The organism is Dactylosporangium sp. NPDC051485 (genome assembly GCF_040682015.1).
In the GTDB taxonomy this organism is placed as follows: Bacteria; Actinomycetota; Actinomycetes; order Mycobacteriales; family Micromonosporaceae; genus Dactylosporangium.
Genome location: NZ_JBFAZW010000008.1, coordinates 41,183 through 64,109, shown reverse-complemented (window position 1 = coordinate 64,109; position 22,927 = coordinate 41,183). Strand labels below are relative to the sequence as shown.

The following is a 22,927-nucleotide window of genomic DNA, read 5'->3' as shown; positions in this document are numbered from 1 at the left end:
TGGTGATCCTGGGGCGTGGAGTGAGGCGGCTGGCGCTGGCCATCTGTGCCCTGATCCTCGGCGCCGGCTTCACCACCACCGCCCCGCCATCCACAGTGGACCTTCGCCCGCCGGTCGCCATATCCCTGGCCACTTCCGCGCCCGCGGCCACTGTCGAGGAGCGACCCGCGGCCGCGGAAATCCCCACCGCCGTCGTCGCCCACCCGACCCCCGCCCCGCTCACCGGCCGTGACGTAGGCGCCACTCCGGGTCGCGCCCCACCAGCACCCCTGGTGTGAGACGAATCCCACCCTGACCGGTCTCGTCCCCCCGAGGTGCCCCTCCCATGCAGAACTTCTCCACCGGCGTGCAACAAGCCCTGGCGATCTGGCTGGCCCTGCTGGCGGCCGTCATCGTCACGTTCCTGATCCTGACCGTGTTCTCCCGCCGCGGCTCGGGCGGCCCGTCCTGGTGGAGCCGCCTGCGCAAGGCCGTGCGCGACCCCGAGGCCATCCGCGAGCGGCAGGCCAAGATAGAGCGCACCGCCAAGGAGATCGAGGAGCTGCAGCGGTACAGCGCGGAGCTCGCCGTCGCCGCCGAGCGCGCGATGGTCATGGCCGAGCGCCGGCGCGGCGAGTGGGAGGCCGCCCAGCACACGCAGGAGGCGGCGTGGCGCGCGTACGAGGAGACCGAGCAGGCCGTTCACCGCCTGCGCCGGGCCAACGCCTTCCCGCTGGCCGAGGACGACCCGGACATCCGCCGCCGCCACCTGGTCCGGCTCGCCAACGCCGCACACGACCGCGGCGAGATCTCGGCCGCCAACCTGGCCGACGCCCTGATGCACCGCAACGGCTGGGACCCGGCGGCGCACCCCTTCGCCCAGGAGCTGCACCTGCGCCGGGTGGTCCGCGACCGCAAGTTCCAGGCCTACCAGGAGGCGTCGGAGATCGAGCGCCAGACGGCCAACGCCGCCGACATGGCCGCCGCGGCCAAGCGCAGCCTGGACGACGAGTCCTTCGAGGCCGAGCTCCGCCTGCGCAAGGCGACGGCCGTCCCGGCGGAGCACACGTCCCCGGCCTTCCACGCGGCCCCGGTCCGCTCCTGACCCACCGCATCACGCTTGTACCGGGCCCGCCCGCCTCGGCCGACACGCAAACCAGCCAACCCGTCATCTGGTGGTTGCTGTCGCCGATCTCGCAGCGGCGGATGCTGTGCCTGCTCCTGGCCGCCGCCGTGCTGGGTGGCTGCGGGCGCGGCGACGCCGAGCCGCCCGCAGCCACCCCCTGCTACGACTCCGACGAGCCGCTCTGACGCCCGCCGCCGGCGGCGAGCCCGGGGCGGATGACCGGCTCGCCCGCCGGCACCCGCTCGCGTAGCGCGTCGAAGTCGACGCCGTCTCCCGAGATGACCTCGTCGACCAGCAGGTCAGACAGTGGACGGCCGGCGGTGGCGTCCTCGACGTCGAGGTCGACGTACGCCGGCGCGACCAACCGCCCGGAGTGCGTGCCGGCGACAAGATCCGGCTCGAACTCGGCGTCGAGCGCGGTCACCACGGTGCGCAGGTCGCCGTGCAGCATGACGAGCTTGTCGGTCATCTCGCCGGCGAAGAGGCCCACCTCAACGTCGCCGAGGACGATGAGCTTCGTATCGCACCCGAAGAAGACGTCACGGGCCTTCAGCCTGCCGAGCACGACCAGCGCGGCCGCCCCATCGTCCTCGTCGTAGAGGTTGCCCTCGATCGTCAGGTCGCCGTCGACGATGTACCCCGTGGCGGCCTCGGGCGTGTCGGCATTCCACGGGTGCGCGTCCTCGTGGAAGTTCAGCGGGAACGGGCCGTCGACCCTCGCCGGGCCGGGGTGGAGGATGTACTCCTCCTGGTAGAGGTTGCGGTAGGTCTCTTCCGGCAGCCCCCGCCGCCGGAAGATCTCGACGGCCTCGTCCCACTTCACATATCGAGCTTGCAAGCCACTTCCTCGAGGTGATCGAACGACTCCTGCATGCCGTTCTCCATGCCCGACTCCATGACGGCGTCGCGGTCGGCCTGGTTACCGTACTCGCACAGCATGCGGAAGTGGGTGCGCCCGTCCTGCTCGTTCAGCGTGACCGTGATCAGGCTCGGGTGGTCGTCCGGGTCCGGGAGCCCCTCGAAGATCTCGGTGTTGACCAGCCGGTCCGGGGCGGCGATCTCGCGGTACTCGCCCCGGAAGGCCACCTCGGAGCCGCCGGCGCCGATCATGACGTACCGCCATCCGCCCCCGACCCGAAGGTCGATCTCGGCGCTGACGACCTCTCCCCGGTCACCGGCCCACCACCGCTTGACCAGATCCGGGGTGTTGTAGGCCCGCCAGACCAGCGCCTTGGGCGCGTTGAACTCCCGGGTCACGAGGATCTGGTTGTCCTCGGGAAGCGTGACCTTCGCGGTCCCCTTAGTCGTCGACGTCATTGCCGTTCTCCCCCTCCGTTGATTCGTCAAGCATCAATTCGTCCAGCACCTCGTCCATGAGGTCGAAGCGCTCGTTCCACAGCCGCTCGTAGCCGGCCACCCAGTCGTGGATGCCCTTCAGCGGGGCCGGATTCAGCCGGTACACCCGCTGGCGGCCGTTGTCGCGTGCCCGCACGAGGTCCACCTCGCGCAGCACGCGCAGGTGCTTGGAGACCTGCGGCTGCGCGAGGCCGAGCACCCGCACGAGGTCGCCCACCGGCCGCTCGCCCCGGGCCAGGAGATCGAGGATCTCCCGCCGCCAGGGCTCGGCCACCGCGTTGAACGCATCCGAGGTCGTTGCCGCCCGTGCCATGCCTCAATCGTATGCCGATAACGGAATGCGTCAAGCCACACGCCGGAAAAGCACCCGCCGGGACCGGCTGGCGTCACGATCGGTGCGGCAGGAGTACCTCTCTGTGCTGCCAGGCGCCGGCAAGGATGGCCGCCCCGGCCGCCTGCATGGGCTCGCCCTCGACGAACCGGTGCACCTCCGCCTCGGTGAACGGCCGCCCGGCCAGCACCCGCCCCTCGTCGTTGTCTGCGACGACCCGACCGAAGAGCCCGTCGAAGACCGCCGCGTCGAACACCACGACGGCGAGCAGGTCGGTGGCGAAGGTCAGCGGGTCGACCCCGATGCCGAGGCACCAGGCCCGCGCGCCCCCGCTGTCCAGCGCGGCCACGAAGTCCCGCGCGAACGGCCACGCGTCGTAGTCGATGCCGTGCGTGGCGTTGTCGTACTCCTCGTCCCGGCCGCCGAGCTCCTCGGCGTACTCGCGGGCCAGGAATCGCACCAGCGAGAAGTCGGCCGCGCGGTTCCACGCCCCGTCCCCGGAGGCCTGGAACACGCCGGACGGCACGACCTGATAGAGCCCGCCCGCGTGCCCGACCTTGGCCGGGTCCCGCCAGTGCAGGAAGAACTCGGCCGAGTCAGGTTCCGGGTCGTACCGCACGGTGAGCGCGCTGACCGCCAGATTCATCCCGCGCCGTTGCGGGTCGCACGGGTCCCCGACCGCCCGGCGGATCCCGCCCCCGTCCCGCCCGAGCCGCTCGGCCGCGAACGCGTGGCCGCTCGCCTCGCCGGCGTCGAGGCTGTCGAAGTACGACCCGTCGGAGAACGTGAGCAGGCCGGCGCCCTTGTCGACGTCGACCAGCCGGTACGTCGAGCGGTTCTGGAACACCCGCGGCGCCGCCAGCCGCCCGAACGCGTCGCTGTAGTGCTCGTCGCCCTCGGGAAGCACCGCCCCGAGCTCCCGGCTCGTCGGCACGCTTCGCCGCTCGTCAATGAGCCGCAGTTGTACGTCCCCCAGCGGCACGGGCCGATCGGGCACCCATTCGGCCCGCGCGACCAGCGGCGTGCCGAACACCTTGAGATGCCCGTCGAACTCGCCGGCCGCCTCCACCCCGAGCCGGAACCGATGCTCCTGCAGATACGCCCGCACCTCGAGCCATTCCCGCTCCGATTCGTCCACGCCCACATCATGTCGGAGCGGGGCCGTCTGCGCCTTGCCCCACCGTGTGCGGCCCGGCGTCAGCCGGCGGGCGGCGCCTCGAGGCCCTGCAGGACCATCGCGCCGAACTGGCGGGCCACCTCGTCCACGCTCAGCGGGCCACTGAGGTTGAGCCACTGGTACGCCCACGCGCACATGCCGACCAGGCCGAGCATCGCGATCCGGGCGTCGACGTCCGGCCGGAACGCCCCGCGGGCGATGCCGTCGGCGACCATTGCGGCGAAGGCGGCCTCGACCAGGTCGCGCTTGCGGGTCACCTCGGCGAAGAGCTCGCCGGTCAGGTACCGCCGCTCCTGGTAGAAGATGGTCACGTGCGCCCGGTACTCGGCCACGCTGGTCAGGCTGAACCGGATGAGCTCGGCCACACGGGCCTTCGGGTCGTCGTTGCCGGACTCGATGCGCCGGATGGCGGCGAGCTGGGCCTCCAGGTACTCGTCCTGGATGTGGCGCAGCAGGTCGTCCTTGCTCTCGAAGTGGTGGTAGAAGGCCCCCTTGGTGAGCCGGGCCCGCTCGGCGATCTCCTGCACCGAGGTGCGGTCGAAGCCCCGGCGCTCGATCAGCTCCAGCGCGCTGGCGATCAGCGAGTTGCGGGTGTTCTCGGGGTCGTACCCGTCGGCCCAGCGCTGCCGGCGCCGACTCGACTCCGGCTGCGCGGACGTCGTACGGGCCATCGAGTGCCCCTCTCTCGCCGGTCGACTCGCCTCATCGACGATAGTCATAGCGTGCCAGCCCCGTTTCACCGCCGCGGCGGCGGGTAGTAGCGCCGAATCTCGGCCAGCGGCGGGTAAGGGCGGGGGGCGTACCGGCGTGAGGAAACGGCTTCTGGCGATCGGCGCGTGCGCGGCCGTCGCGGCGCTGCACGCCGGCCCCGCGGTGACGGCGCTGCCCCAGGTGCGCCGGCACCTGCGGGCACTCAGCGGCGTCGGCCGCCCGGGCAGCGTCGCGCTCACTCTGGACGACGGCCCGGATCCCCGGTCCACGCCGGCCTTCCTCGGCTCGCTGGCGAAGCTTCGCATCCCCGCGACGTTCTTCGTGCTCGGCTCCCTGGCGTCGAAGGCGCCCGGCCTGCTGCGCCGAATCCACGAGGATGGGCACGAGATCGGCGTGCACGGCTGGACCCACCGCGATCACCTGCGGATGACGCCGGGCCGGGTCTACGACGATCTCGCGCGCACGGCCGATCTGATCCTGCGTACGTGCGGGGTGCCGCCGGTCTGGTTCCGCCCGCCGTACGGCATCCTCTGCGCCGCGAGCCTCTCCGCGGGCGCCCGGCTCGGCCTGCGTCCGGTGCTCTGGAGCGCCTGGGGCCGCGACTGGGAGGCCGGCGCCACCACCGAGACGGTGCTGTCCCACCTGCGCACCGGCGGCATCCGCGGCGGCGCCACCCTGCTGCTGCACGACAGCGACCACGCGGCGACCCCCGGCTCCTGGCGCTGCGCCCTCGGCGCGCTGCCGGCGGTCGCCGGCGAGTGCGAGCGGCAGGGGCTACGTCTGGCCCGGATGAGCCACCACCTCCCGTAGCGGCCGGGGTAGTCCGGGCGGCGCCGGGGTTACGGGCGCGGATTGCGGGTAGCGCGCCGCAATGCGCGGCATGGACCTCTTCGCGGCGTCGCACGCCACCGTGGGCACCGGGGTGGGCGCCTGACATGAGCTATGTGACAACGGAGCCGGCGGCACCGCCCAGTGTGAGCGGGCCGCTGCGAGCGCGTGCCGCCGCCGAGAACTTCCCGGTGGCGCTTCGCATCCTTCCCGGGATCACCCGCCGGCACCTGTATGCGCTGTACCGTTACGCCCGCTTCGTCGACGACCTGGGCGACGAGCCGGTTCGGGGCATGACCGCGGCCGAGCGTACGGCGGCGCTGGACGCGTTCGAGACGGACGTTCGCCGGCTCTACGACGGCCAGCGGGTGGCGCACCCGGTGCTGAGCGGGCTCGCCCCGACGGTGCTCGCGTGCGGGCTGCCCGCCGGGCCGCTGCTGCGCCTGATCGAGGCGAACCGCGTCGACCAGACCGTCACGCGATACGCCACCTTCGACGAGCTGGTGGGGTACTGCTCGCTGTCGGCCGATCCCGTCGGCGAGCTCGTCCTGCACGTGTTCGGACAGGCCGACCCGCTCCGGGTCGGCCTGTCCGATCGCATCTGCACCGCGCTGCAGGTCGTCGAGCATCTCCAGGACATCGCCGAGGACTACCGGCGCGGCCGGGTCTACCTGCCCGAGGCCGACCTCGACCGGTTCGGTGTGCGCGAGGCCGACCTGGCCGCGGCGACGGCGAGCCACGCGCTGCGCGGCCTCGTGCGGTTCGAGGCGGGGCGCGCGAAGGCGTTGCTGGACGCCGGGTCACCGCTGCTCGCGACCCTGCACGGCTGGGCGCGGGTCGCCGTCGCCGGGTACCTCGCCGGCGGGTACGCGACGCTGCAGGCGCTGCGGCGCAGCGGATACGACCCGCTGCCCGGGCCGCCCCGCCCCCGACGGCGGGACATCGCGGTGTCCTGGCTGGTCGCGATGGTCAGGAGCATCGGGTGAACCGGGCCGCGGCCGTCGATGCGGCGTACCGGCGGTGCGAGAGGATCACCCGGCGGGAGGCGCGCAACTTCTCCTACGGCATCCGCCTGCTGCCGAAGCAGCAGCGCCGCGCCCTGTCCGCGGTGTACGCCACCGCCCGCCGCATCGACGACATCGGCGACGGCCACCTGCCGCCGGACGAGAAGCTGGCTCGGCTCGACCAGGTCCGCGCGGCGCTGCACCGCGGGCCGGGCACGAGCGCCGGCGACCCGGTGCTGCTGGCCCTGCACGACGCGGCGCAGCGGCTGCCCATCCCGCTGGAGGCCTTCGACGACCTGCTGGAGGGCTGTGCCGCCGACGTCCGCGGCACCACCTACGCCGCGTTCGACGACCTCCTGTGGTACTGCCGCTGCGTGGCCGGCTCCATCGGCCGCCTGTCGCTGGGCGTGTTCGGCACCGGCGCCTCGGGGCGGGCCGCCGAGCTGGCCGACGCGCTGGGCATCGCGCTGCAGCTGACCAACATCCTGCGCGATCTGCGGGAGGACCGCGAGAACGGCCGGCTGTACCTGCCCAAGGACGACCTCGACCGGTTCGGCTGCACCCTGGAGCTGGACGGCGACGGCTTCGCCGACCCGCCCGACCGCCTCGCCGCGCTCGTGCGCTTCGAGGCCGGGCGGGCCGAGCAGTGGTACGAGACCGGCCTGCAACTGCTGCCGATGCTGGACGCGCGCAGCGCCGCCTGCACCGCCGCCATGGCCGGCATCTACCACCGGCTGCTGGCCCGCATCGTGCACGATCCGCTGGTCGTCTCCCGGACGCGGCTGCGCCTGCCGGCCCGGGCGAAGGCCGCGGTCGCCGTCCGAGCGCTCGTCAGGCGGACGGTATGACGGAGGTATGCGTCGTCGGCGGCGGGCTCGCGGGCATTACCGCCGCGGTCCGGCTCGCCGATGCCGGCGTCGGGGTGACGCTGCTCGAGCGGCGCAGCGAGCTCGGCGGCGCGACGTACTCCTTCGACCGCGACGGCCTCGTCGTGGACACCGGGCAGCACGTGTTCCTGCGCTGCTACGAGCGCTACCGAGCCCTCCTCGACCGCCTCGGCAGCGCCGAGCTGACGCAGCTGCAGCCGCGCTTCCGCGTGCCGGTCCTGTCGCCCGGACGGGCGCCGCACGTGCTGGCCCGCACGCGCGGGCTGCCCGCTCCGGCGCACCTGCTGCCGGCCCTGGCCGGGTACTCCCTGCTCGGCGTCCGCGAGCGGCTGCGCGCGATCCTCGCCGCCAACGCGCTGCGCACGGTGGACCCGGACGACCCGCGCAACGACGGGCGCACCTTCGGCGAGTGGCTCGCGGAGCGCGGCCAGGGTCCCCGGGCGGTGCGCCGGCTGTGGGACCTGATCACCATCGCGTCGCTCAACACGCCCGCGGAGCACGCGTCGCTGGCCCTCGCCGCGCGGGTGTTCCGGACCGGGCTGCTGGACCGGGCTGACGCCGGCGACATCGGGCGTCCGATCGCACCGCTGCGCGACCTGCACGGCCGTCCCGCGTACCGGCTGCTGAACCGGCTCGGCGTGCGGGTGGCGACCGGGAGCAGGGCCGAGCGGATCCGGCCGGACGCCGCCGGCTTCCGGATCGCCATCGGGGACGCCGGCGCCCGCGCGGCCCGGGACGAGCTCAGCGCCGACGCGGTCGTGCTGGCCGTGCCGCACGCCGCCGCAGCGCGGCTGGTGCCGGACTCGGCGTCGAGCGGCCGCGACGACTGGCACCGGCTGGGCAGCGCCCCGATCGTGAACGTCCACCTGCACTACGACCGGCCCGTCATCGGCCTGCCGTTCGCCGCGGCGGTCGAGTCCCCGGCGCAGTGGATTTTCGACCGTACGCCGGCGTCGATGGCCGACGGGCAGTACCTGGTGGTCTCGGTCTCCGCCGCCGACGACGACATCGCGGCCCCGGCCGGGCGGCTTGCCGCCACCCACTCCGCCGCGATCGCCAGGCTCTGCCCCGCGGCGCGCTCGGCGCGGCTGCTGGAGGCGTTCGTCACCCGCGAGCCGCATGCCACCTTCCGCCAGGCTCCCGGGACCGGCGCGCTGCGACCCGGCGCGGCGACCCGCCTGCCCGGCCTCGTGCTGGCCGGCGCATGGACCGACACGGGATGGCCGGACACGATGGAGGGCGCGGTGCGCAGCGGTCACCGCGCAGCCGACGTCGTGCTCGCCCACCTCGTGTCAGCAGACCGAGACTTGGAGGGCACCCGTTGACCATCGCAACCGTCGCCTGCCTCGATCAGGTGTCCGTTCTCGTCGAGCCCCGGATGCGAGAGCTGATCGGCCGCCTGGATCCCCGCAACCAGCGCGTCACCGCCTACCACCTGGGCTACCGCGACGCCGACGGCGCGCCCACCGCCGCCGTCGGCAAGGGCATCCGCCCGGCCCTGGCACTGCTGTCGGCCCGCGCCGCGGGACAGCCGCCCGAGCGCGGCGTCGATGCCGCGGCCGCCGTCGAGCTCGCCCACAACTTCTCACTGCTGCACGACGACATCATGGACCAGGACGCGACGCGCCGGCACCGGCCGACCGCGTGGGTGGTCTTCGGTACCCCCGCCGCGATCCTCGCCGGCGACGCCCTGATGATCATGGCCCACGACGCGCTCGCCGGTGACGGACGGCCGGGCGGCGCCGTCGCGGCCCGGCGGCTGGACGCGGACGTGCACCGGTTGATCGCCGGGCAGGCCGCCGACCTGGAGTTCGAGCGCCGCGACGACGTCAGCCTCGACGAGTGCCTCGCCATGACCGCCGACAAGACCGCGGCGCTGATGTCGTGCGCCTGCGCGCTGGGGGCGCTGCTGTGCGGCGCGCCGGCGGCGCTGGCCGAGGGTCTGTCCCGCTTCGGCACCCATCTCGGGATGAGCTTCCAGCTCGTCGACGACCAGCTCGGCATCTGGGGCGAGCCCGCGCGCACCGGCAAGCCGGTGGGGTCCGACCTGCGGGCCGGCAAGAAGTCGGTGCCGATCGTGCACGCGCTCGCCTCCGGCACCCGCGCCGGCGACGCCTTCCGCGCGCTGTACGCGTCCACGGGCGGGCTGCCGGAGGCCGATCTCGCGACCGCCGGGCGGCTCCTGGAGGAGGCCGGGTCGCGGGACTGGATCCAGCGCGAGGCCGACCGCCATCTGACGCGCGCGCTCGCCGAGCTCGCCGCGCTCGAGCTGCCCTCGGACGTGCACGGCGACCTCGTGGACCTCGCCCGCCTCGTAACGGGGCGCAAGCACTGATGACCCGGGTACTGCAGCGACCAGCGGCCGGCGACGGGCTCATCGAGCAGGTCCGGGCCGGCCTGGACCGGGCGACGACGCACCTGCTCGGCCTGCAGGACCCGGCCGGCTGGTGGAAGGGCGAGCTCGAGACCAACGTGACGATGGAGGCCGAGGACCTGCTGCTGCGCCGGTTCCTCGGGATCAGCGACGAGCAGCTGACCGCGCAGACCGCCCGCTGGATCCGCTCCCGGCAGCTCGACGACGGCGCCTGGGCGACGTACCACGGCGGCCCGGGCGACCTGTCCACCACCATCGAGGCGTACACGGCGCTGCGGCTGGCCGGCGACGCGACCGACGCGCCGCACATGGCGGCGGCCGCCGCGTTCGTGCGCGACCACGGCGGTGTCGAACACAGCCGGGTCTTCACCCGCATCTGGCTGGCGCTGTTCGGCGAGTGGCCCTGGCGGCTGCTGCCCGCCATCCCGCCCGAGCTCGTGCTGCTGCCCGCGTGGGTGCCGTTCAACGTGTACGACTTCGCGTGCTGGGCCAGGCAGACCATCGTGCCGCTGTCGATCGTGCGGGCGACGCGGCCCGTGCGGTCGCTGGGGTTCTCGCTGCCGGAGCTGCGCTCGGGCCGGCGGCCACCGCCACCGCCGCCGCTGTCGCGCCGGGCCGGTTGGCTGCACCAGCTCGACCGGGCCGCGCGCGGCTACGAGCGCGTCGCCGGCCGCTCGCTGCGCCGCCATGCGCTGCGCCGGGCCGCCGAGTGGATCGTGGCCCGGCAGGAGGCCGACGGTTCCTGGGGCGGCATCCAGCCGCCATGGGTGTACTCGCTCATCGCCCTGCACCTGCTCGGGTATCCGCTGACGCATCCGGTCCTGCGGGCCGGGCTCGAGGGGCTGGAGCGCTTCACCGTGCGCGAGCAGACGCCCGGCGGGACGGTACGCCGGCTGGAGGCGTGCCAGTCGCCGGTGTGGGATACCGCGCTCGCGGTCACGGCGCTGGCCGACGCCGGGCGGCCGGCCGACGATCCCGCGCTCGTGCGCGCCGGCCATTGGCTGGCCGCCGAGGAGATCACGGTCCGCGGCGACTGGGCCGTCCGCCGCCGGCACGTCCCGCCGGGCGGGTGGGCGTTCGAGTTCGACAACGACGGCTACCCGGACACCGACGACACCGCCGAGGTGGTCCTCGCGCTGCGGCGGACCCCGCTGCGGCACCATCCATCGCTGCACCGGGCCACCCGCTGGCTGGTCGGCATGCAGTCCCGCGACGGCGGCTGGGGCGCCTTCGACGCGGACAACGACCGCGCGCTCGTCGCCGAACTGCCGTTCTGCGACTTCGGCGAGGTCATCGACCCGCCCAGCGCCGACGTCACCGCCCACATCGTGGAGGCGCTGTGCGCCCAGGGGCTGACGGGCTCGGCGGCCACCCGCCGGGGCGTGCGATGGCTGATCCGGGCGCAGGAGCCGGACGGCTCGTGGTTCGGCCGGTGGGGCGCCAACCACGTGTACGGCACCGGCTGCGTCCTGCCCGCCCTGGCCGCCGCCGGGATCCGGCCGCGGCACCCGGCCGTCCGGCGGGCCGTGGACTGGCTGCTGCACCACCAGAACGGCGACGGCGGCTGGGGCGAGGACATGCGCTCGTACCGCGACGCGGCGCTGCGCGGGCGAGGGGCGTCGACCGCGTCGCAGACGGCCTGGGCCCTGCTGGCGCTGCACGCCGCCGATGAGCACCACTCGCCGGCGGCCCGCCGGGCGCTGGCCTGGCTGATCGACACCCAGCGCCCCGACGGCACGTGGGACGAGCCGCAGTACACCGGCACCGGCTTCCCCGGCGACTTCTCCATCAACTACCACCTGTACCGGCTGGTGTTCCCGATCAGCGCCCTCGGCCGCATCCTGCGAGACACCGCACAGGAGGATCGATGAGTGCACCGGCCCGGCAGCGCACGGACGGCGACTGGGTGCTCTGCGCACCGATGCGCATGGAGGCGGCGGCGCTGCGCCGGGCCGGGCCCGGCCCGGCCGGCACCGTCGTGCATACCGGCGCCGGCCGCCGCCGTTCCGAACGCGCCGCCGGCTTGCCCGCCGTGGACCGCGCCGGGGCCCTCGCCGTGGCCGGGGTCGGCGGCGGGCTGGACGAGACGCTCAGGCCCGGCGACGTCGTGGTGGCCACCGAGGTCCGCGCCGCCCCGTGGGCCGGCGATCCCCGCCCCGCCACGATCGCCCTTCCCTCGGCCGCGATGCTCGGCGACGCGCTGCGCCGCCAGGGGCTCACCGTCCGCACCGGCCCGGTGGTCAGCACCGAGCGACTGGTCCGCGGCGAAGCGCGGGCACGCCTGGCCGCCACCGGCGCGCTGGCCGTCGACCTGGAGTCGGCCTGGCTGCTCGCCGGGCACGCGGACCGCCCCATCGCCTGCGTGCGGGTCGTCGCCGACACCGGTGCGCTGGTCCAGCCGAGCACCCTGGGGCAACTGCGCACGGCGCTGGCGACACTGCCGGCCGTCGCCGCCGGGCTGCAGGAGTGGGCGGCCGCCACGACGGTACGCCGGGTCGTGCTCGCCGCGCCCCGCTCCTTCTGCGCCGGGGTGGAGCGCGCCATCCTCGTCGTGGAGCGCGCCCTCGAGATGCACGGGCCGCCGGTGTACGTCCGCAAGCAGATCGTCCACAACACGCACGTGGTCGCCGACCTGTCGCGGCGGGGCGCGGTCTTCGTCGACGACGTCGAGGAGATCCCGCCCGGGGCGGTGACCGTGTTCTCCGCGCACGGCGTCTCGCCCGCGGTACGGTCGTCCGCCGCCGCCCGGCAACTGGCCACGATCGACGCCACCTGCCCGCTCGTCACCAAGGTCCACAGCGAGGCCCGCCGGTTCGCCGAGCACGACCACACCATCCTGCTCATCGGGCACGCCGGCCACGAGGAGACCGACGGGGTCATCGGCGAGGCGCCCGACCGGATCCGCCTCGTCCAGGACGTCCGGGACGCCGAGCAGGTGCAGGTCGACGACCCGCTCCGGGTGTCGTACCTGGTCCAGACGACCCTCGCCGCCGACGACCTCACCGACATCGTCGCGGTGCTGCGGCGACGGTTTCCCAGCCTCGCAGCCCCGCCGTCCGACGACATCTGTTACGCCACGACGAACCGGCAGAGCGCGGTGTCCGAGGTCGCGCGCGCCTGCGACGCGATGATCGTCGTCGGCTCCACCAACTCGTCGAACTCCCTCCGCCTGGTCGAGGTCGCCGAGCGCGCCGGGACGCCCGCGTACCTGGTCGACGGCGCGGGCGGCATCGACCTGCGATGGCTCGCCGGCGCCCGCACCGTCGGGGTGTCCGCCGGTGCCTCGGCGCCGCCCGTGCTCGTCGACGAGGTCGTCGGCGCGCTGTCCGGTCTCGGCGCGAGGACGGTCCGCGAGCACACCGCCGTGGAGGAGGACGTCCGCTTCACGCTGCCCAAGGAGGTACGGCAATGAGCATCCCCCTGCGCCAACGGCTACGCATCGGCCGGTATCTGGCGAGCCAGAAGCTGCGCCGCCGTGAGAAGTTTCCCCTGCTGGTCGAGCTGGAGCCGCTGTTCGCCTGCAACCTCAAGTGCGCCGGCTGCGGCAAGATCGAGCACCCGGCCGACATCCTCAAGCGCCGCATGCCCGTCGAGCAGGCGCTCGCCGCGATCGACGAGTGCGGCGCGCCGATGGTCTCCATCGCCGGCGGCGAGCCGCTCATGCACCCGCAGATCGACGTCATCGCCGCCGAGCTCGTCCGGCGCAAGAAGTACGTGTTCCTGTGCACCAACGCCGTCCTGCTGCCGAAGAAGATCGACAAGTTCAAGCCTTCGCGGTACTTCGCGTTCACCGTCCACATCGACGGCCTCCGGGAGCGTCACGACGCCTCGGTATGCAAGGAGGGCGTGTTCGACGAGGCCGTGGCCGCGGTGCGCGAGGCGCAGCGACGCGGTTTCCGGGTCACGACCAACACGACGTTCTTCAACACCGACACGCCGCAGACCGTCATCGACGTCCTCGACCATCTCAACGACGAGCTGAAGGTCGACGAGATGATGATTTCCCCGGCGTACGCCTACGAGAAGGCTCCGGACCAGGAGCACTTCCTGGGCGTCGAGCAGACCCGCGAGCTGTTCCGCAAGGCTTTCGCCGACGGCCGGCGGCAGCGCTGGCGCCTCAGCCACTCGCCGCTGTTCCTCGACTTCCTCGAGGGGCGGATCGACTTTCCCTGCACGGCCTGGGCGGTGCCGTCGTACTCGCTGTTCGGCTGGCAACGCCCCTGTTACCTGATGGCCGACGGGTACACCCGCACCTACCGGGAGCTGGTGGAGACGACGGACTGGCAGAGCTACGGCCGGGGCCGCGACCCGCGGTGCGCCAACTGCATGGCCCACTGCGGCTACGAGCCCACGGCCGTGCTGGCGACGATGTCGTCGCTGCAGCAGTCGCTGCGGGCGCTGCGGAAGGGATAACGCCGGCCGCCGCGGCTTTCGCATTTTTGCGAAGAACCCGCGTCAGCGCTCTTTGCGGCTTTTGCGAAGGGCTCGTGTCAGCGCTCTTTGCGGCTTTTGCGAAGGGCCCGTGTCAGCGCTCTTTGCGGCTTTTGCGAAGGGCCCGTGTCAGCGCTCTTTGCGGCTTTTGCGAAGGGCCCGCGTCAGCCGAACCGGCCGGCGAGCCACCGGTACAGCCCGGGGGCCGCACCGCGGACCGCGACCGGCAGCCGCAGCCAGCCGGGCGTGTACCGCTCCGCGCCGCCGGCCGCGACGGTCCGCACGAGCAGGTCCGCGACCCGGTCCACGGGCAGCGGCCGGGGGCTGCGCCGCTCGTACGGCCGCCCCCGGTGCTGGAAGAACTCCGTCGCCACGACCCCGGGCACGAACACGCCGACCCCGACGCCCGAGCCGCGCGTCTCCAGCCGCAGGCTCTCGGCGAAGGTGTCGAGGCCGGCCTTGGTCGCCGCGTAGACCGCCTCGCCGGCCACGCCCGTGCGCCCCGCGATCGACGTCACGAACATGACGTAACCGTCGCGCCGGGCGCACATCGCCGGCAGCAGGGCCCGGGTGAGCCGCATCGGCGCGACCAGGTTGACCGCGACCAGCCGCTCGATGTCGGCCGGCGCCATCGCGCCGAAGGCCCCGGCCCAGCCCACGCCGGCGTTGTTGACGAGGATGTCCACGCCACCGGCGAGCCGGGTCGCCTCCTGCGCCAGGCGGCTCGCCTCCTCCGGCCGGGCAAGGTCGCCCGGCACCGCGACACCGCCGGTGCGCCCGGCCAGATCCGCGAGACGTTCCTGGTCCCGGCCGTGCAGGACCAGCCGCGCGCCCGCGTCGGCCAGCCGCAGCGCCACGGCCCGGCCGATGCCCGACGAGGCGCCGGTGACCAGCGCCACCCGGTCCGCGATCCGCATCGGATTGCCCCTTCTGCCAGGTTCCGGCGTCCGCCGGGTTAGAACCCCGCTCTTCGCGGTAGAGCGCCCGGCATGTCCACCACCGAGTCTGACCCGGTCCGCGCCGGCGCGCGCCGCCGCGTCGTGGTGATCTCGGCCAGCGTCGGCGCCGGGCACGACGGCACGACCCGCGAGCTGGCGGCCCGGCTGCGCGACCGGGGCTTCCAGGTCGACTGCCTGGACGTCACCGACGTGTTCCCGGGCGGGCTCGGGCGGCTGCTGCGCGGCACGTACCACGGCATGCTGCTACGGCTGCCGTGGATCTACGACGGCCTGTTCGCGATCGCCTGCCGCTTCCGGGGCGCCGCACCGATCACGCGCGCCCTGCTGCGCCCCGTGCGTCCGCGGCTGCGCCGTGCGCTGCCCGCCGGCGCCCACGCGATCGTGTCGACCTACCCGATCGCCAGCCAGCTGCTCGGCCCCCTGCGCCGCGACGGCCACATCGACGCGCCGGTGATCACCTACCTGACCGACTTCGCGGCGCACCCGATCTGGGTCTCCCCCGGCGTGGACGTCCACTACGTGGCGCACGAGACCGGCCGCGCCCAGGCGCTCGCCTACGGGGCGGCCGACGTGCGGGTGGCCGGTCGGCTGGTCTCCGCCCGGTGCGGCCCGGCGTCGGCGGCCGAGAAGGCGCAGGCCCGCCGACGCTTCGGCCTGCCGCCGGACGCCCCGCTCGCGCTGATCGTCGCCGGCGCGTGGGGGGTCGGCGAGGTGGCCACCGCGGCGGTCGACGTCGCGGCCACGGGCGCCGCGGTCCCGGTCACGGTCTGCGGGCGCAACACGGCGCTGCGGCGCCGGATGCTGCGGGCCGGGATCGGGCCCGTCTTCGGCTGGGTGGACGACATGCCGGGGCTGCTGCGCGCCGCCGACGTGCTCGTGGAGAACGGTGGCGGACTCACCGCCCTGGAAGCCATGGCCTGCGGGCTGCCCGTGCTCACCTACCGGCCGCTGCCCGGCCACGGCAAGGCGAGCGCCGCCACCATGGCCGAGGCCGGGGTGACCACGCTGGTCCGCGGCCGCAGCCAGCTCGGGCCGGCGCTCGCCGGCCTCGCCGACGGCGACCTGGGCCGCCGGGCCCGCGATGCCGGGCTCGCACTGTTCGCCGCGGATCCCGCCGCCGGCATCGCCGACCTCGCCCTCGGCGCCCTCGCCGGTCACCGGTGACGGCATCGGGCGAGATCGACGCGATCGCGGTCGTAGCGGCGCTGGGCGCGGCGGCCGCGTTCGGCGTCGGCGCGGCGCTGGAGCAGAGCGAGGCCAAGCAGGAGCAGCAGGCGCAGCCACTCGACCCGCGGCTGCTGCTGCGCCTGATGCGGCGGCCCAAGTGGCTGCTGGCCTGGCTGCCCGAGGGCCTCGGCACCGGACTGCAGGCCGTGGCGCTGAGCTACGGGCCGCTCATCCTCGTCGAGCCGATGCTGATCACCGGCCAGTTCCTGGCCATACCGCTGTCGGTCGCGCTCAACCGGCGGCGCAGCCAGGCGCGGGACTATCTCGTGGTAGTCCTCGGCGGGGCCGGCCTGGCCGCGTTCCTGCTCGCCGCCCAGCCCCGCGCCGGCGTGGCCGAACCGTCGGTGGAGGGTTGGCTGAGCGTCGCCCTCTGGGCCGGCCCGGTGCTCGCGGCGTGCCTGATCGGCGGCTGGTGGGCCGCCGACGCGGCCCGGGCCGTGCTGCTGGGCATCGCCAGCGGACTGCTGTACGGCGTCGCCGCCTCACTGCTCAAGGCGTTGACCGCACAGCTGTCGAGGGATCCGCTCGGGATCTTCACCCGCGGGCAGACCTATGCCCTCGTCGTCGTCGGGATCGGCGCCGTGCTCCTCAACCAGGACGCCTTCCAGAGCTCGCGCATCGCCGTGCCGCTCACCGCGATCACCACCGTGGACCCCGCCGTGGGCGTCGCGATCGGGGTCACCGCGTTCCACGAGCAGATCGCCACCAGCGGGCCGCGCCTCGCGATCGAGGTGCTCGCGGTCATCGTCATGGTGGGCGCCGTCTGGCTGGCGAGCACCGCCCGGTCCGACGTCCGCCGGCAACAGCCGCGGCCCGGCCCGGCGCCCTGACCCGCCGCCGGCCCCGCGCACGGGGAAGTACCCAGAAAATTCCATGCAACCTTCCGCCCGGCTCGGCGTGTAGAAGGTGTTTCCACCAATTCGGGAAGGAATCGCTTCGATGGTCGCGGCGACACGGGGCTCCGCGGCCAACGAAGTCGATCTAGGCTGCATGGGTCTCGTTCCAGACCGGAGTACCGCACCGTTGGTCGTCGCCCCCGAATTCGCCGACTTCTACGCGGCGACGTTCCCCCAACTCCTGACGCAGCTCCACGCGTTCGTCGGCGACCGGGCCGAGGCGCAGGACCTCGTCCAGGAGGCGTACACGCGCGCCTTCGCGCGGTGGTCGGCGATCTCGCGCTTCGAGGACCCGGTCGGCTGGGTCCGCCGGGTCGCCTGGAACCTCGCGATCAGCCGCTGGCGGCGCGCCCGGCGCCTGCTGCACTGGCGCCGCGACCTCACGCAGCCCGACGTCGAGGGCCCGGACGGACTGTCGCTGGACCTGACCCGGGCGCTGGCCAAGCTCCCGCCGATCTACCGGCAGGCGGTCATCCTGCATTATGTTGCGGACCTGCCGGTGCGCGACATCGCGACCCTCACCGGCGCCGCGGAGGGCACCGTGAAGGCCCGCCTGCACCGCGCCCGGACGATGCTGAACGAACTGCTCAGCCTGGACGACAGGCGGTCGGGCAATGGCTGAGCGGGACCCGCTGCGGGAGCGCTTCGACGCGTTCCGGGACCAGTCCATGCGCGCCGCCCGCCCGCCCGGCCCGGAGTCGATCCCGGGCGTCCTGCGCCGCCGCAAGCGCCGCAGGCTGACCGCCGTGGCCGTCGCCGTCGCCGCCGTGCTCGCCCTGGCCGTGCTGCCGACGCTCGGCAACGCCCCGCGCCCGCCCGACCCGTCCATCTCCGACACCCCGGCGCCGATCCGGCCCAGCGCCCCGACCTCGGCACCACCCACCACCATCATCACCACCACCGCCGGCCCCCCGGGCGCGCAGGCCGGCGGCCCCGCCACCAGCACCACCGCCAAGCCGTCGAAGTGCGCGACACCCCCGGACGGCGCCGCGTACGGCGACCCCTATGTGTACGGCAGCGAAGTACTCAACGGCGTCCCCTATTCGATCCGGCCGGCCGACTACTTCGACCAGTGCCCGGCCTACCGCCTGCGCTTCGTCGAGGCCCGCTACGTGTGGGACCGCAACCGCCAGCTCATCGTCCTGGCCTCCACCACCGAGCGCTACCTGACCAAGGCGTCACCGACCGTCCCGGCCCCCAACATCAACACGCTCCCCACCCCCTGCGGCGAGGGCTACGTGGCCCTGCAAACCACAAAGCCGATCCCGTCCACCATCCCCAACTCGGTCCAGGACACCCCGAGCGCCTACCTGAACCTGCTGCAAAAACACGCCACCGCGGCCTTCAGCTTCTGGCACTTCCCAACCTCAACCGAAAACCGCAACAACCCCAGCTGCACCCCATCCCCCAGCACCCCGCAAACCTCCCCGACCCCCTAGCCCCGTCTGGTCTGGTCTGAGCGTTGAGGGCGAACCAGCGCCGAGCGGCCCGACGAGCCCGACCACCGACACGGAACCGCTGCGCGTTCGGCAACGTCTGACATGTTGCCGGCACTGTTACTCCTGAAGCGGGGAAGTCCATTGTCTACCAGGACGCTGTATTCGATCGCCGTAACGAGCATGTTCCTTATGACGCTGGCCGGATGCGGTCACAACGACACGCCGTCCACGGTGCCGGCCCAGCATCAGGTCATCGAATATCAGGCCGACTACCCCGCGTACTCCGACTTGCCGGCATTGTTCAACAAAGCCGACCTCGTCATTGAGGCTACCGTCAACCAGGGAACAAAAACGCAATACCTTCACTCGTCGACCCCGCCGGCAAACGACCCGCAATCGAACCCGAACGCCGGCACGAAAAATGGGCAGGACACCACCGCCACACCGACCGTCGTGACGGTGTTTCAAGCAAAAGTGCACAAGGTGTACAAGGGCGACGCCAACATCGACAGCACGGTCGCGATCAAGCAGCTCGGCGGCACGCTCGACGGACAGACGTTCGTTGAGGCAGGCGCCAAGCCCCTGCGCGAGGGCGGCCGATACATCCTATTTCTGACCGTCTACCCCGACGTCCCCGCGTCGCTGCTCAATCCCGACCAAGCCCAATACCCACTCGACTCAGCCGGGACGCTGGCCAGAATCAGCGACACAGCCCCCACGTTCACCGTTTCTGATCTCGAACAGCTCGCCGCAAAGTAGCTGCAATCGCCACCGACCGCCGTAGAGGCATGCGAACCAAATTGTCCGACCCTCACCCCCAACCGTCAGTAGGCCCCGCCTGGAGCGAGCGAAGCGAGCGCGAAGAATCCACGAATCGCAACGGCGAAAAGGCGCACCCTGCGTCTTGAGCAGGGTACGCCTTCGATGAGTGGAGCCGAGGGGACTCGAACCCCTGACCCCCACACTGCCAGGACCGATCTTGATATCGCCCTCGACGTGCGCGCTGGTCAGAGCCTTGATACATGATCGATTCCCGTGATTCCCCGCCAGATACCATGATCCTCTTATACATGTGGCACGGATGTGGCACGACGCCGCGACGGCGACAACGCCGCCCGCCTCCGGTCGCGGTCGCGAATTCCCCTGGACTACATCGAGGCGCCGCTTCGCGGCGCGGCACGCGGTAGAGCACCCCGCGGGGTGCAGCCCCGGGCTTCGCTGCGCCGGTGCCGCAAACCCGCCAGTGTGGCAGACCGCGCCTCGCAGTACACGGGGGTCATCATCTGCCGCCGCGCCCAACACATGCTCGCTCAGCCAACGATTCGGCACAACGAAAACGACGACGGCGCCGCCCGTCAATCGGCAGATTCCGACGACAGGCGGCGCCGTTGGTTGGCGCCGCATCAGCCTCTGCTACTGCGAGTCGCCTGGGCTATTACGGGTCACTTGAAAAGCAACGAAAGCCAACAGCCCCGGAATCAATGTGGTAATCAACCCGATGACCGCCGTAACACGCAACAATTGCAGCGTCAACGCGTACCTGCGCTTTACATAAGCAACGATGGATGCCATCGCAAGCAATGCCGTCACCACGAGCGCAACCTGCCATACCATGAGCCACGGCCAGTACATAGTTGCGTCGCGACCCACCACCGACCCGTCGCGATTGGTTACCGTAACGGTCCCCACCGACGGAATACCGATCGCCATGAACACCGAGAACAGAGCACTCACCGACATCAGCACAACCACGGCGACAGTGCGCGACTTGCGCTCCATTCCGAAACCGCCTCTATGACCGACGAGCCGCATTCTTCGAGCCCTCCAGAAAGACAGTGACGGGCCGCCCTAACTCGGCCCTGGCGACTCTCAGCAGTAGTGGTACACGACTCCATCCGCGCCCGCATGGTCGCACGTGCCGTCGTAGTGACCCCAGATGCTGATATTGCGATAGATGCTCGGTACCTGCCAGAGGCTGCTCGACCATTGGCCGGTAGTCGCATGGTGGACACCGCTGGTGGACTGTCCATTCAGCACGTTATCGGGATGCAGTTGTTGTTACGGCACCCAGCCCAACTCCACAGCGCGGCCTAACCAGCCGTCGTAACATCGGCATAGCAGGCCCGCTCCAGTTGCGAGCGCACCCATTTATCATAACTCAAGATCAGTAAACTTTGTTGACATCAAATCGCGCAGTGACCAACGCTGCGAGTTGTGCTGCGCGCCGGGCCACTCCCCGACGGCACGCCACACACTTACTTCGCAGTGGCCGAGATCGACCTTTAAGCGCCCGAGGTCGTGTACGCCGAGGAGTGGTGCGTACATGGCGCTCACCGTCTCGGTGTGGCCAACGATCACAATCCGACCGCCCAGGTGCTGATGCAAGATCTCATCGAGGTCGGCGGCTGCGCGGTCGAGGTAGGTCGGCCATGGTTCAGCGTCATCGGGCAAGGCACGGATCAGGTTGTGCGGATCGAGCGGCCAGCGTTCGCGGGCGTCGGCCCACACGTGGCCCTCGGCGGCGCCCGCGTCAGGTACGCGAAGTGCCGGCCGTTGCTGCGCTGCGAGTCCTACCTTCCCGCCGATGATCTGCGCTGTCTCCGATGCTCGTGGCGTCGTGCTGGCGTACAGGGCACTCACGCCGCCTGCTCGGCCGGGACGAACAGGTACCCGCGCGCCCGGCCGCCGCCGACCTTGAGGCGCTGATACGCGACGTAACGCCCATCGAGCCTGAGGATACTGGCGCGTGAGGCCCAGTTGGACCGACCCCGCCTGGGACGACTATCTGTACTGGCAAACGCAGGACCGGAAGACGCTCAGGCGCATCAACGCCTTGATTGCCGACATCAAACGCGATCCGGACGGAGCCGGGATCGGCAAACCAGAGCTCCTGAGGAACAATCTGGCCGGCCTGCGCTCCCGCCGCATCAACGATGCGCATCGCCTGGTCTACGCCGTCGCGCCAGGCGAGGTCACGATCATCTCCTGCCGCTACCACTACCAATGACCGCACGGAATTCGCCCGATGCGACCGCGACGACAGACAGTGGCCTGGGGAGCGAGCGAAACGAGCCATCGAAACTGACGCTTCCGCTTGCCGGTGAGCATTCACCAGCGGTCTGGCAGCACGACCCATCTTCGGGTTCGCGCTATCCCGGATCCGCAGGCTCGTGGCGACGCTGCCGGCCGGTGGCGCGGCGGTTGTCGGCCAGGAAACGGCTCACGATTCGACCGAAGTCGTCGCGGTGCTCGACCCAGGGCAGATGGCCGGCGCCGGCGAGGCTCACGCGTTCGACGTCGGGCAATGCTTCGTACAGCGAGTCGACCGCCCAGCGGGGACGAATGTCCTCTACACCGTCAACGATGAGCACGGGAATGTCGAGCCCACGGCATTGCAGAACGAAGTCGTTGTCGCGGAGCTCTTGCTTGACCTCGGCGTTGACCGCCTGGCTGCAGTCGTAGTTGATGCCTAGCCATGGCGTGGCCATGCGCTCGGCGTGTCGCAGCGCCGCGCTGCCGTCAGCGAAGTCGGCCGACCATTGCAGCACAGCCCATTCGCGGTCCTCTGCTGGCGTGCGAGTGCGGGCGCTGAGTGCCTCCCACCGCCCCAGGCGGTTGCCGAGCCGCAGGCGCAGGTTACGTTCGTAGTGCGGGTGCCAGCCGCGCTCGGGATCAATGCCGGTTCCGGAGACGTAAATGAGGTGGCTGACCCGGTCGGGATGTTCGATGGCGTACCGCAACGCCAGGTGCGCACCCCACGAGTGCCCCAGCAAAGCCATTCGCGCTACGGACGACCGCTCCCGCACCGCGTCGAGGTCGGCGATCGACCGGGCGACCGAGTAAGGGCCGCATCGCTCAGAACGCCCACAGCCGCGCTGGTCCCACCGGACGATCCGCGCCGTACCGCGCAAAAGCTCGGCAACGTCATCGAAGTAGTCCCACAGGCCCGGACCCCCGTGACAGAGAACCAGTGGGTCACCATCACCGGTGCTGTTCGCCCACAGGCGACAACCGTCGTCCGCGCGCACTTGCAGATCCATAACCGACAGTATGAGCGCCGAGAACCCCGACGGTGGCTGCCGCGCCACGAGCCGGTCGCTACCACGGCGATCCTCCGGTTCGAGCCCCGAGGAACGAACCCCTTTCGATCCCTGAGATCGGATATGGAACCGGACGGAAAAATCCGGGCGAACCAGGATGGT

26 protein-coding genes are annotated in these 22,927 nt (G+C 72.1%); 17 read left to right on the top strand and 9 right to left on the bottom strand.

What is annotated here, in order from left to right:
- Positions 1–2: 2 nt before the first annotated feature.
- The 3 genes from AB0M46_RS06325 to AB0M46_RS06315 all read left to right on the top strand — a co-directional run bounded on the left by AB0M46_RS06325 (position 3) and on the right by AB0M46_RS06315 (position 1,290).
- On the top strand, positions 3–278 hold the full coding sequence (locus tag AB0M46_RS06325) for a hypothetical protein (RefSeq protein ID WP_363333270.1): 276 nt from the start codon (positions 3–5) through the stop codon (positions 276–278).
- A gap of 47 nt (positions 279–325) precedes the next feature.
- Positions 326–1,084 (top strand): hypothetical protein, encoded by a 759-nt coding sequence (locus tag AB0M46_RS06320; RefSeq protein WP_363333269.1) that lies wholly within the window; start codon positions 326–328, stop codon positions 1,082–1,084.
- A gap of 74 nt (positions 1,085–1,158) precedes the next feature.
- Positions 1,159–1,290, top strand: coding sequence for a hypothetical protein (locus tag AB0M46_RS06315; protein WP_363333268.1), 132 nt, complete (start codon positions 1,159–1,161; stop codon positions 1,288–1,290).
- Here the strand turns inward: AB0M46_RS06315 and AB0M46_RS06310 are convergent.
- The 5 genes from AB0M46_RS06310 to AB0M46_RS06290 all read right to left on the bottom strand — a co-directional run bounded on the left by AB0M46_RS06310 (position 1,266) and on the right by AB0M46_RS06290 (position 4,640).
- Positions 1,266–1,928 carry a hypothetical protein gene (locus AB0M46_RS06310; RefSeq protein ID WP_363333267.1) on the bottom strand — a complete coding sequence of 221 codons (663 nt, stop codon included), beginning with the start codon at positions 1,926–1,928 and terminating at the stop codon, positions 1,266–1,268. The two genes, AB0M46_RS06315 and AB0M46_RS06310, sit on opposite strands and share 25 nt — an antisense overlap.
- Positions 1,925–2,422: an SRPBCC family protein gene (locus AB0M46_RS06305; protein WP_363333266.1), complete on the bottom strand. Its 498-nt coding sequence runs from the start codon at positions 2,420–2,422 to the stop codon at positions 1,925–1,927. The genes AB0M46_RS06310 and AB0M46_RS06305 overlap by 4 nt, the downstream gene beginning before the upstream one ends.
- Positions 2,406–2,774, bottom strand: coding sequence for a metalloregulator ArsR/SmtB family transcription factor (locus AB0M46_RS06300; RefSeq protein ID WP_363333265.1), 369 nt, complete (start codon positions 2,772–2,774; stop codon positions 2,406–2,408). Before AB0M46_RS06300 ends, AB0M46_RS06305 begins: the two co-directional genes overlap by 17 nt.
- 73 nt (positions 2,775–2,847) lie before the next feature.
- Positions 2,848–3,930: an XRE family transcriptional regulator gene (locus AB0M46_RS06295; protein WP_363333264.1), complete on the bottom strand. Its 1,083-nt coding sequence runs from the start codon at positions 3,928–3,930 to the stop codon at positions 2,848–2,850.
- Positions 3,931–3,989: 59 nt separating this feature from the next.
- The gene (locus tag AB0M46_RS06290) at positions 3,990–4,640 is read right to left on the bottom strand and encodes a TetR/AcrR family transcriptional regulator (protein WP_363333263.1); all 651 of its coding nucleotides are present in this window, start codon (positions 4,638–4,640) and stop codon (positions 3,990–3,992) included.
- Positions 4,641–4,776: 136 nt separating this feature from the next.
- Here AB0M46_RS06290 and AB0M46_RS06285 point away from each other — a divergent pair, with 136 nt between their 5' ends.
- The 8 genes from AB0M46_RS06285 to hpnH all read left to right on the top strand — a co-directional run bounded on the left by AB0M46_RS06285 (position 4,777) and on the right by hpnH (position 14,186).
- Positions 4,777–5,490, top strand: coding sequence for a polysaccharide deacetylase family protein (locus tag AB0M46_RS06285; protein WP_363333262.1), 714 nt, complete (start codon positions 4,777–4,779; stop codon positions 5,488–5,490).
- A gap of 125 nt (positions 5,491–5,615) precedes the next feature.
- The gene (gene hpnC, locus AB0M46_RS06280) at positions 5,616–6,494 is read left to right on the top strand and encodes a squalene synthase HpnC (protein ID WP_363333261.1); all 879 of its coding nucleotides are present in this window, start codon (positions 5,616–5,618) and stop codon (positions 6,492–6,494) included.
- Complete coding sequence (gene hpnD, locus AB0M46_RS06275; protein WP_363333260.1) at positions 6,491–7,360, top strand: presqualene diphosphate synthase HpnD; 870 nt, start codon at positions 6,491–6,493, stop codon at positions 7,358–7,360. Before hpnC ends, hpnD begins: the two co-directional genes overlap by 4 nt.
- On the top strand, positions 7,357–8,724 hold the full coding sequence (hpnE, locus tag AB0M46_RS06270; protein ID WP_363333259.1) for a hydroxysqualene dehydroxylase HpnE: 1,368 nt from the start codon (positions 7,357–7,359) through the stop codon (positions 8,722–8,724). Before hpnD ends, hpnE begins: the two co-directional genes overlap by 4 nt.
- Positions 8,721–9,734: a polyprenyl synthetase family protein gene (locus AB0M46_RS06265; RefSeq protein ID WP_363333258.1), complete on the top strand. Its 1,014-nt coding sequence runs from the start codon at positions 8,721–8,723 to the stop codon at positions 9,732–9,734. Before hpnE ends, AB0M46_RS06265 begins: the two co-directional genes overlap by 4 nt.
- The gene (gene shc / locus AB0M46_RS06260; RefSeq protein ID WP_363333257.1) at positions 9,734–11,644 is read left to right on the top strand and encodes a squalene--hopene cyclase; all 1,911 of its coding nucleotides are present in this window, start codon (positions 9,734–9,736) and stop codon (positions 11,642–11,644) included. The genes AB0M46_RS06265 and shc overlap by 1 nt, the downstream gene beginning before the upstream one ends.
- Positions 11,641–13,185, top strand: a complete 1,545-nt coding sequence (locus tag AB0M46_RS06255) for a 4-hydroxy-3-methylbut-2-enyl diphosphate reductase (protein WP_363333256.1) — start codon at positions 11,641–11,643, stop codon at positions 13,183–13,185. Before shc ends, AB0M46_RS06255 begins: the two co-directional genes overlap by 4 nt.
- Positions 13,182–14,186 carry an adenosyl-hopene transferase HpnH gene (hpnH, locus tag AB0M46_RS06250; RefSeq protein ID WP_363333255.1) on the top strand — a complete coding sequence of 335 codons (1,005 nt, stop codon included), beginning with the start codon at positions 13,182–13,184 and terminating at the stop codon, positions 14,184–14,186. Before AB0M46_RS06255 ends, hpnH begins: the two co-directional genes overlap by 4 nt.
- Positions 14,187–14,368: 182 nt before the next feature.
- Here the strand turns inward: hpnH and AB0M46_RS06245 are convergent, their stop codons facing one another.
- Positions 14,369–15,121 carry an SDR family oxidoreductase gene (locus AB0M46_RS06245; protein ID WP_363333254.1) on the bottom strand — a complete coding sequence of 251 codons (753 nt, stop codon included), beginning with the start codon at positions 15,119–15,121 and terminating at the stop codon, positions 14,369–14,371.
- A gap of 72 nt (positions 15,122–15,193) precedes the next feature.
- On the opposite strand from AB0M46_RS06245, the gene AB0M46_RS06240 reads away from it, so the two are divergent.
- The 5 genes from AB0M46_RS06240 (at position 15,194) to AB0M46_RS06220 (ending at position 19,484) form a co-directional block, all read left to right on the top strand.
- On the top strand, positions 15,194–16,327 hold the full coding sequence (locus tag AB0M46_RS06240; protein ID WP_363333253.1) for a glycosyltransferase: 1,134 nt from the start codon (positions 15,194–15,196) through the stop codon (positions 16,325–16,327).
- Positions 16,324–17,220, top strand: coding sequence for a DMT family transporter (locus AB0M46_RS06235; RefSeq protein ID WP_363333252.1), 897 nt, complete (start codon positions 16,324–16,326; stop codon positions 17,218–17,220). Before AB0M46_RS06240 ends, AB0M46_RS06235 begins: the two co-directional genes overlap by 4 nt.
- A 160-nt stretch (positions 17,221–17,380) precedes the next feature.
- Positions 17,381–17,908: a SigE family RNA polymerase sigma factor gene (locus tag AB0M46_RS06230; RefSeq protein ID WP_363333251.1), complete on the top strand. Its 528-nt coding sequence runs from the start codon at positions 17,381–17,383 to the stop codon at positions 17,906–17,908.
- A complete protein-coding gene (locus AB0M46_RS06225; RefSeq protein ID WP_363333250.1) occupies positions 17,901–18,725 on the top strand; it encodes a hypothetical protein in 825 nt (274 codons plus the stop codon). Before AB0M46_RS06230 ends, AB0M46_RS06225 begins: the two co-directional genes overlap by 8 nt.
- Before the next feature lie 189 nt (positions 18,726–18,914).
- The gene (locus AB0M46_RS06220; protein ID WP_363333249.1) at positions 18,915–19,484 is read left to right on the top strand and encodes a hypothetical protein; all 570 of its coding nucleotides are present in this window, start codon (positions 18,915–18,917) and stop codon (positions 19,482–19,484) included.
- 654 nt (positions 19,485–20,138) lie between these two features.
- On the opposite strand, the gene AB0M46_RS06215 is transcribed toward AB0M46_RS06220, so the two are convergent.
- Positions 20,139–20,504 carry a hypothetical protein gene (locus tag AB0M46_RS06215; protein ID WP_363333248.1) on the bottom strand — a complete coding sequence of 122 codons (366 nt, stop codon included), beginning with the start codon at positions 20,502–20,504 and terminating at the stop codon, positions 20,139–20,141.
- A gap of 372 nt (positions 20,505–20,876) precedes the next feature.
- A complete protein-coding gene (locus AB0M46_RS06210) occupies positions 20,877–21,365 on the bottom strand; it encodes a histidine phosphatase family protein (RefSeq protein ID WP_363333247.1) in 489 nt (162 codons plus the stop codon).
- 106 nt (positions 21,366–21,471) lie between these two features.
- On the opposite strand from AB0M46_RS06210, the gene AB0M46_RS06205 reads away from it, so the two are divergent.
- Complete coding sequence (locus AB0M46_RS06205; RefSeq protein WP_363333246.1) at positions 21,472–21,732, top strand: Txe/YoeB family addiction module toxin; 261 nt, start codon at positions 21,472–21,474, stop codon at positions 21,730–21,732.
- Positions 21,733–21,874: 142 nt separating this feature from the next.
- Here AB0M46_RS06205 and AB0M46_RS06200 read toward each other — a convergent pair whose 3' ends face one another.
- Positions 21,875–22,765, bottom strand: coding sequence for an alpha/beta hydrolase (locus AB0M46_RS06200; RefSeq protein WP_363333245.1), 891 nt, complete (start codon positions 22,763–22,765; stop codon positions 21,875–21,877).
- Between the last annotated feature and the right edge of the window lie 162 nt (positions 22,766–22,927).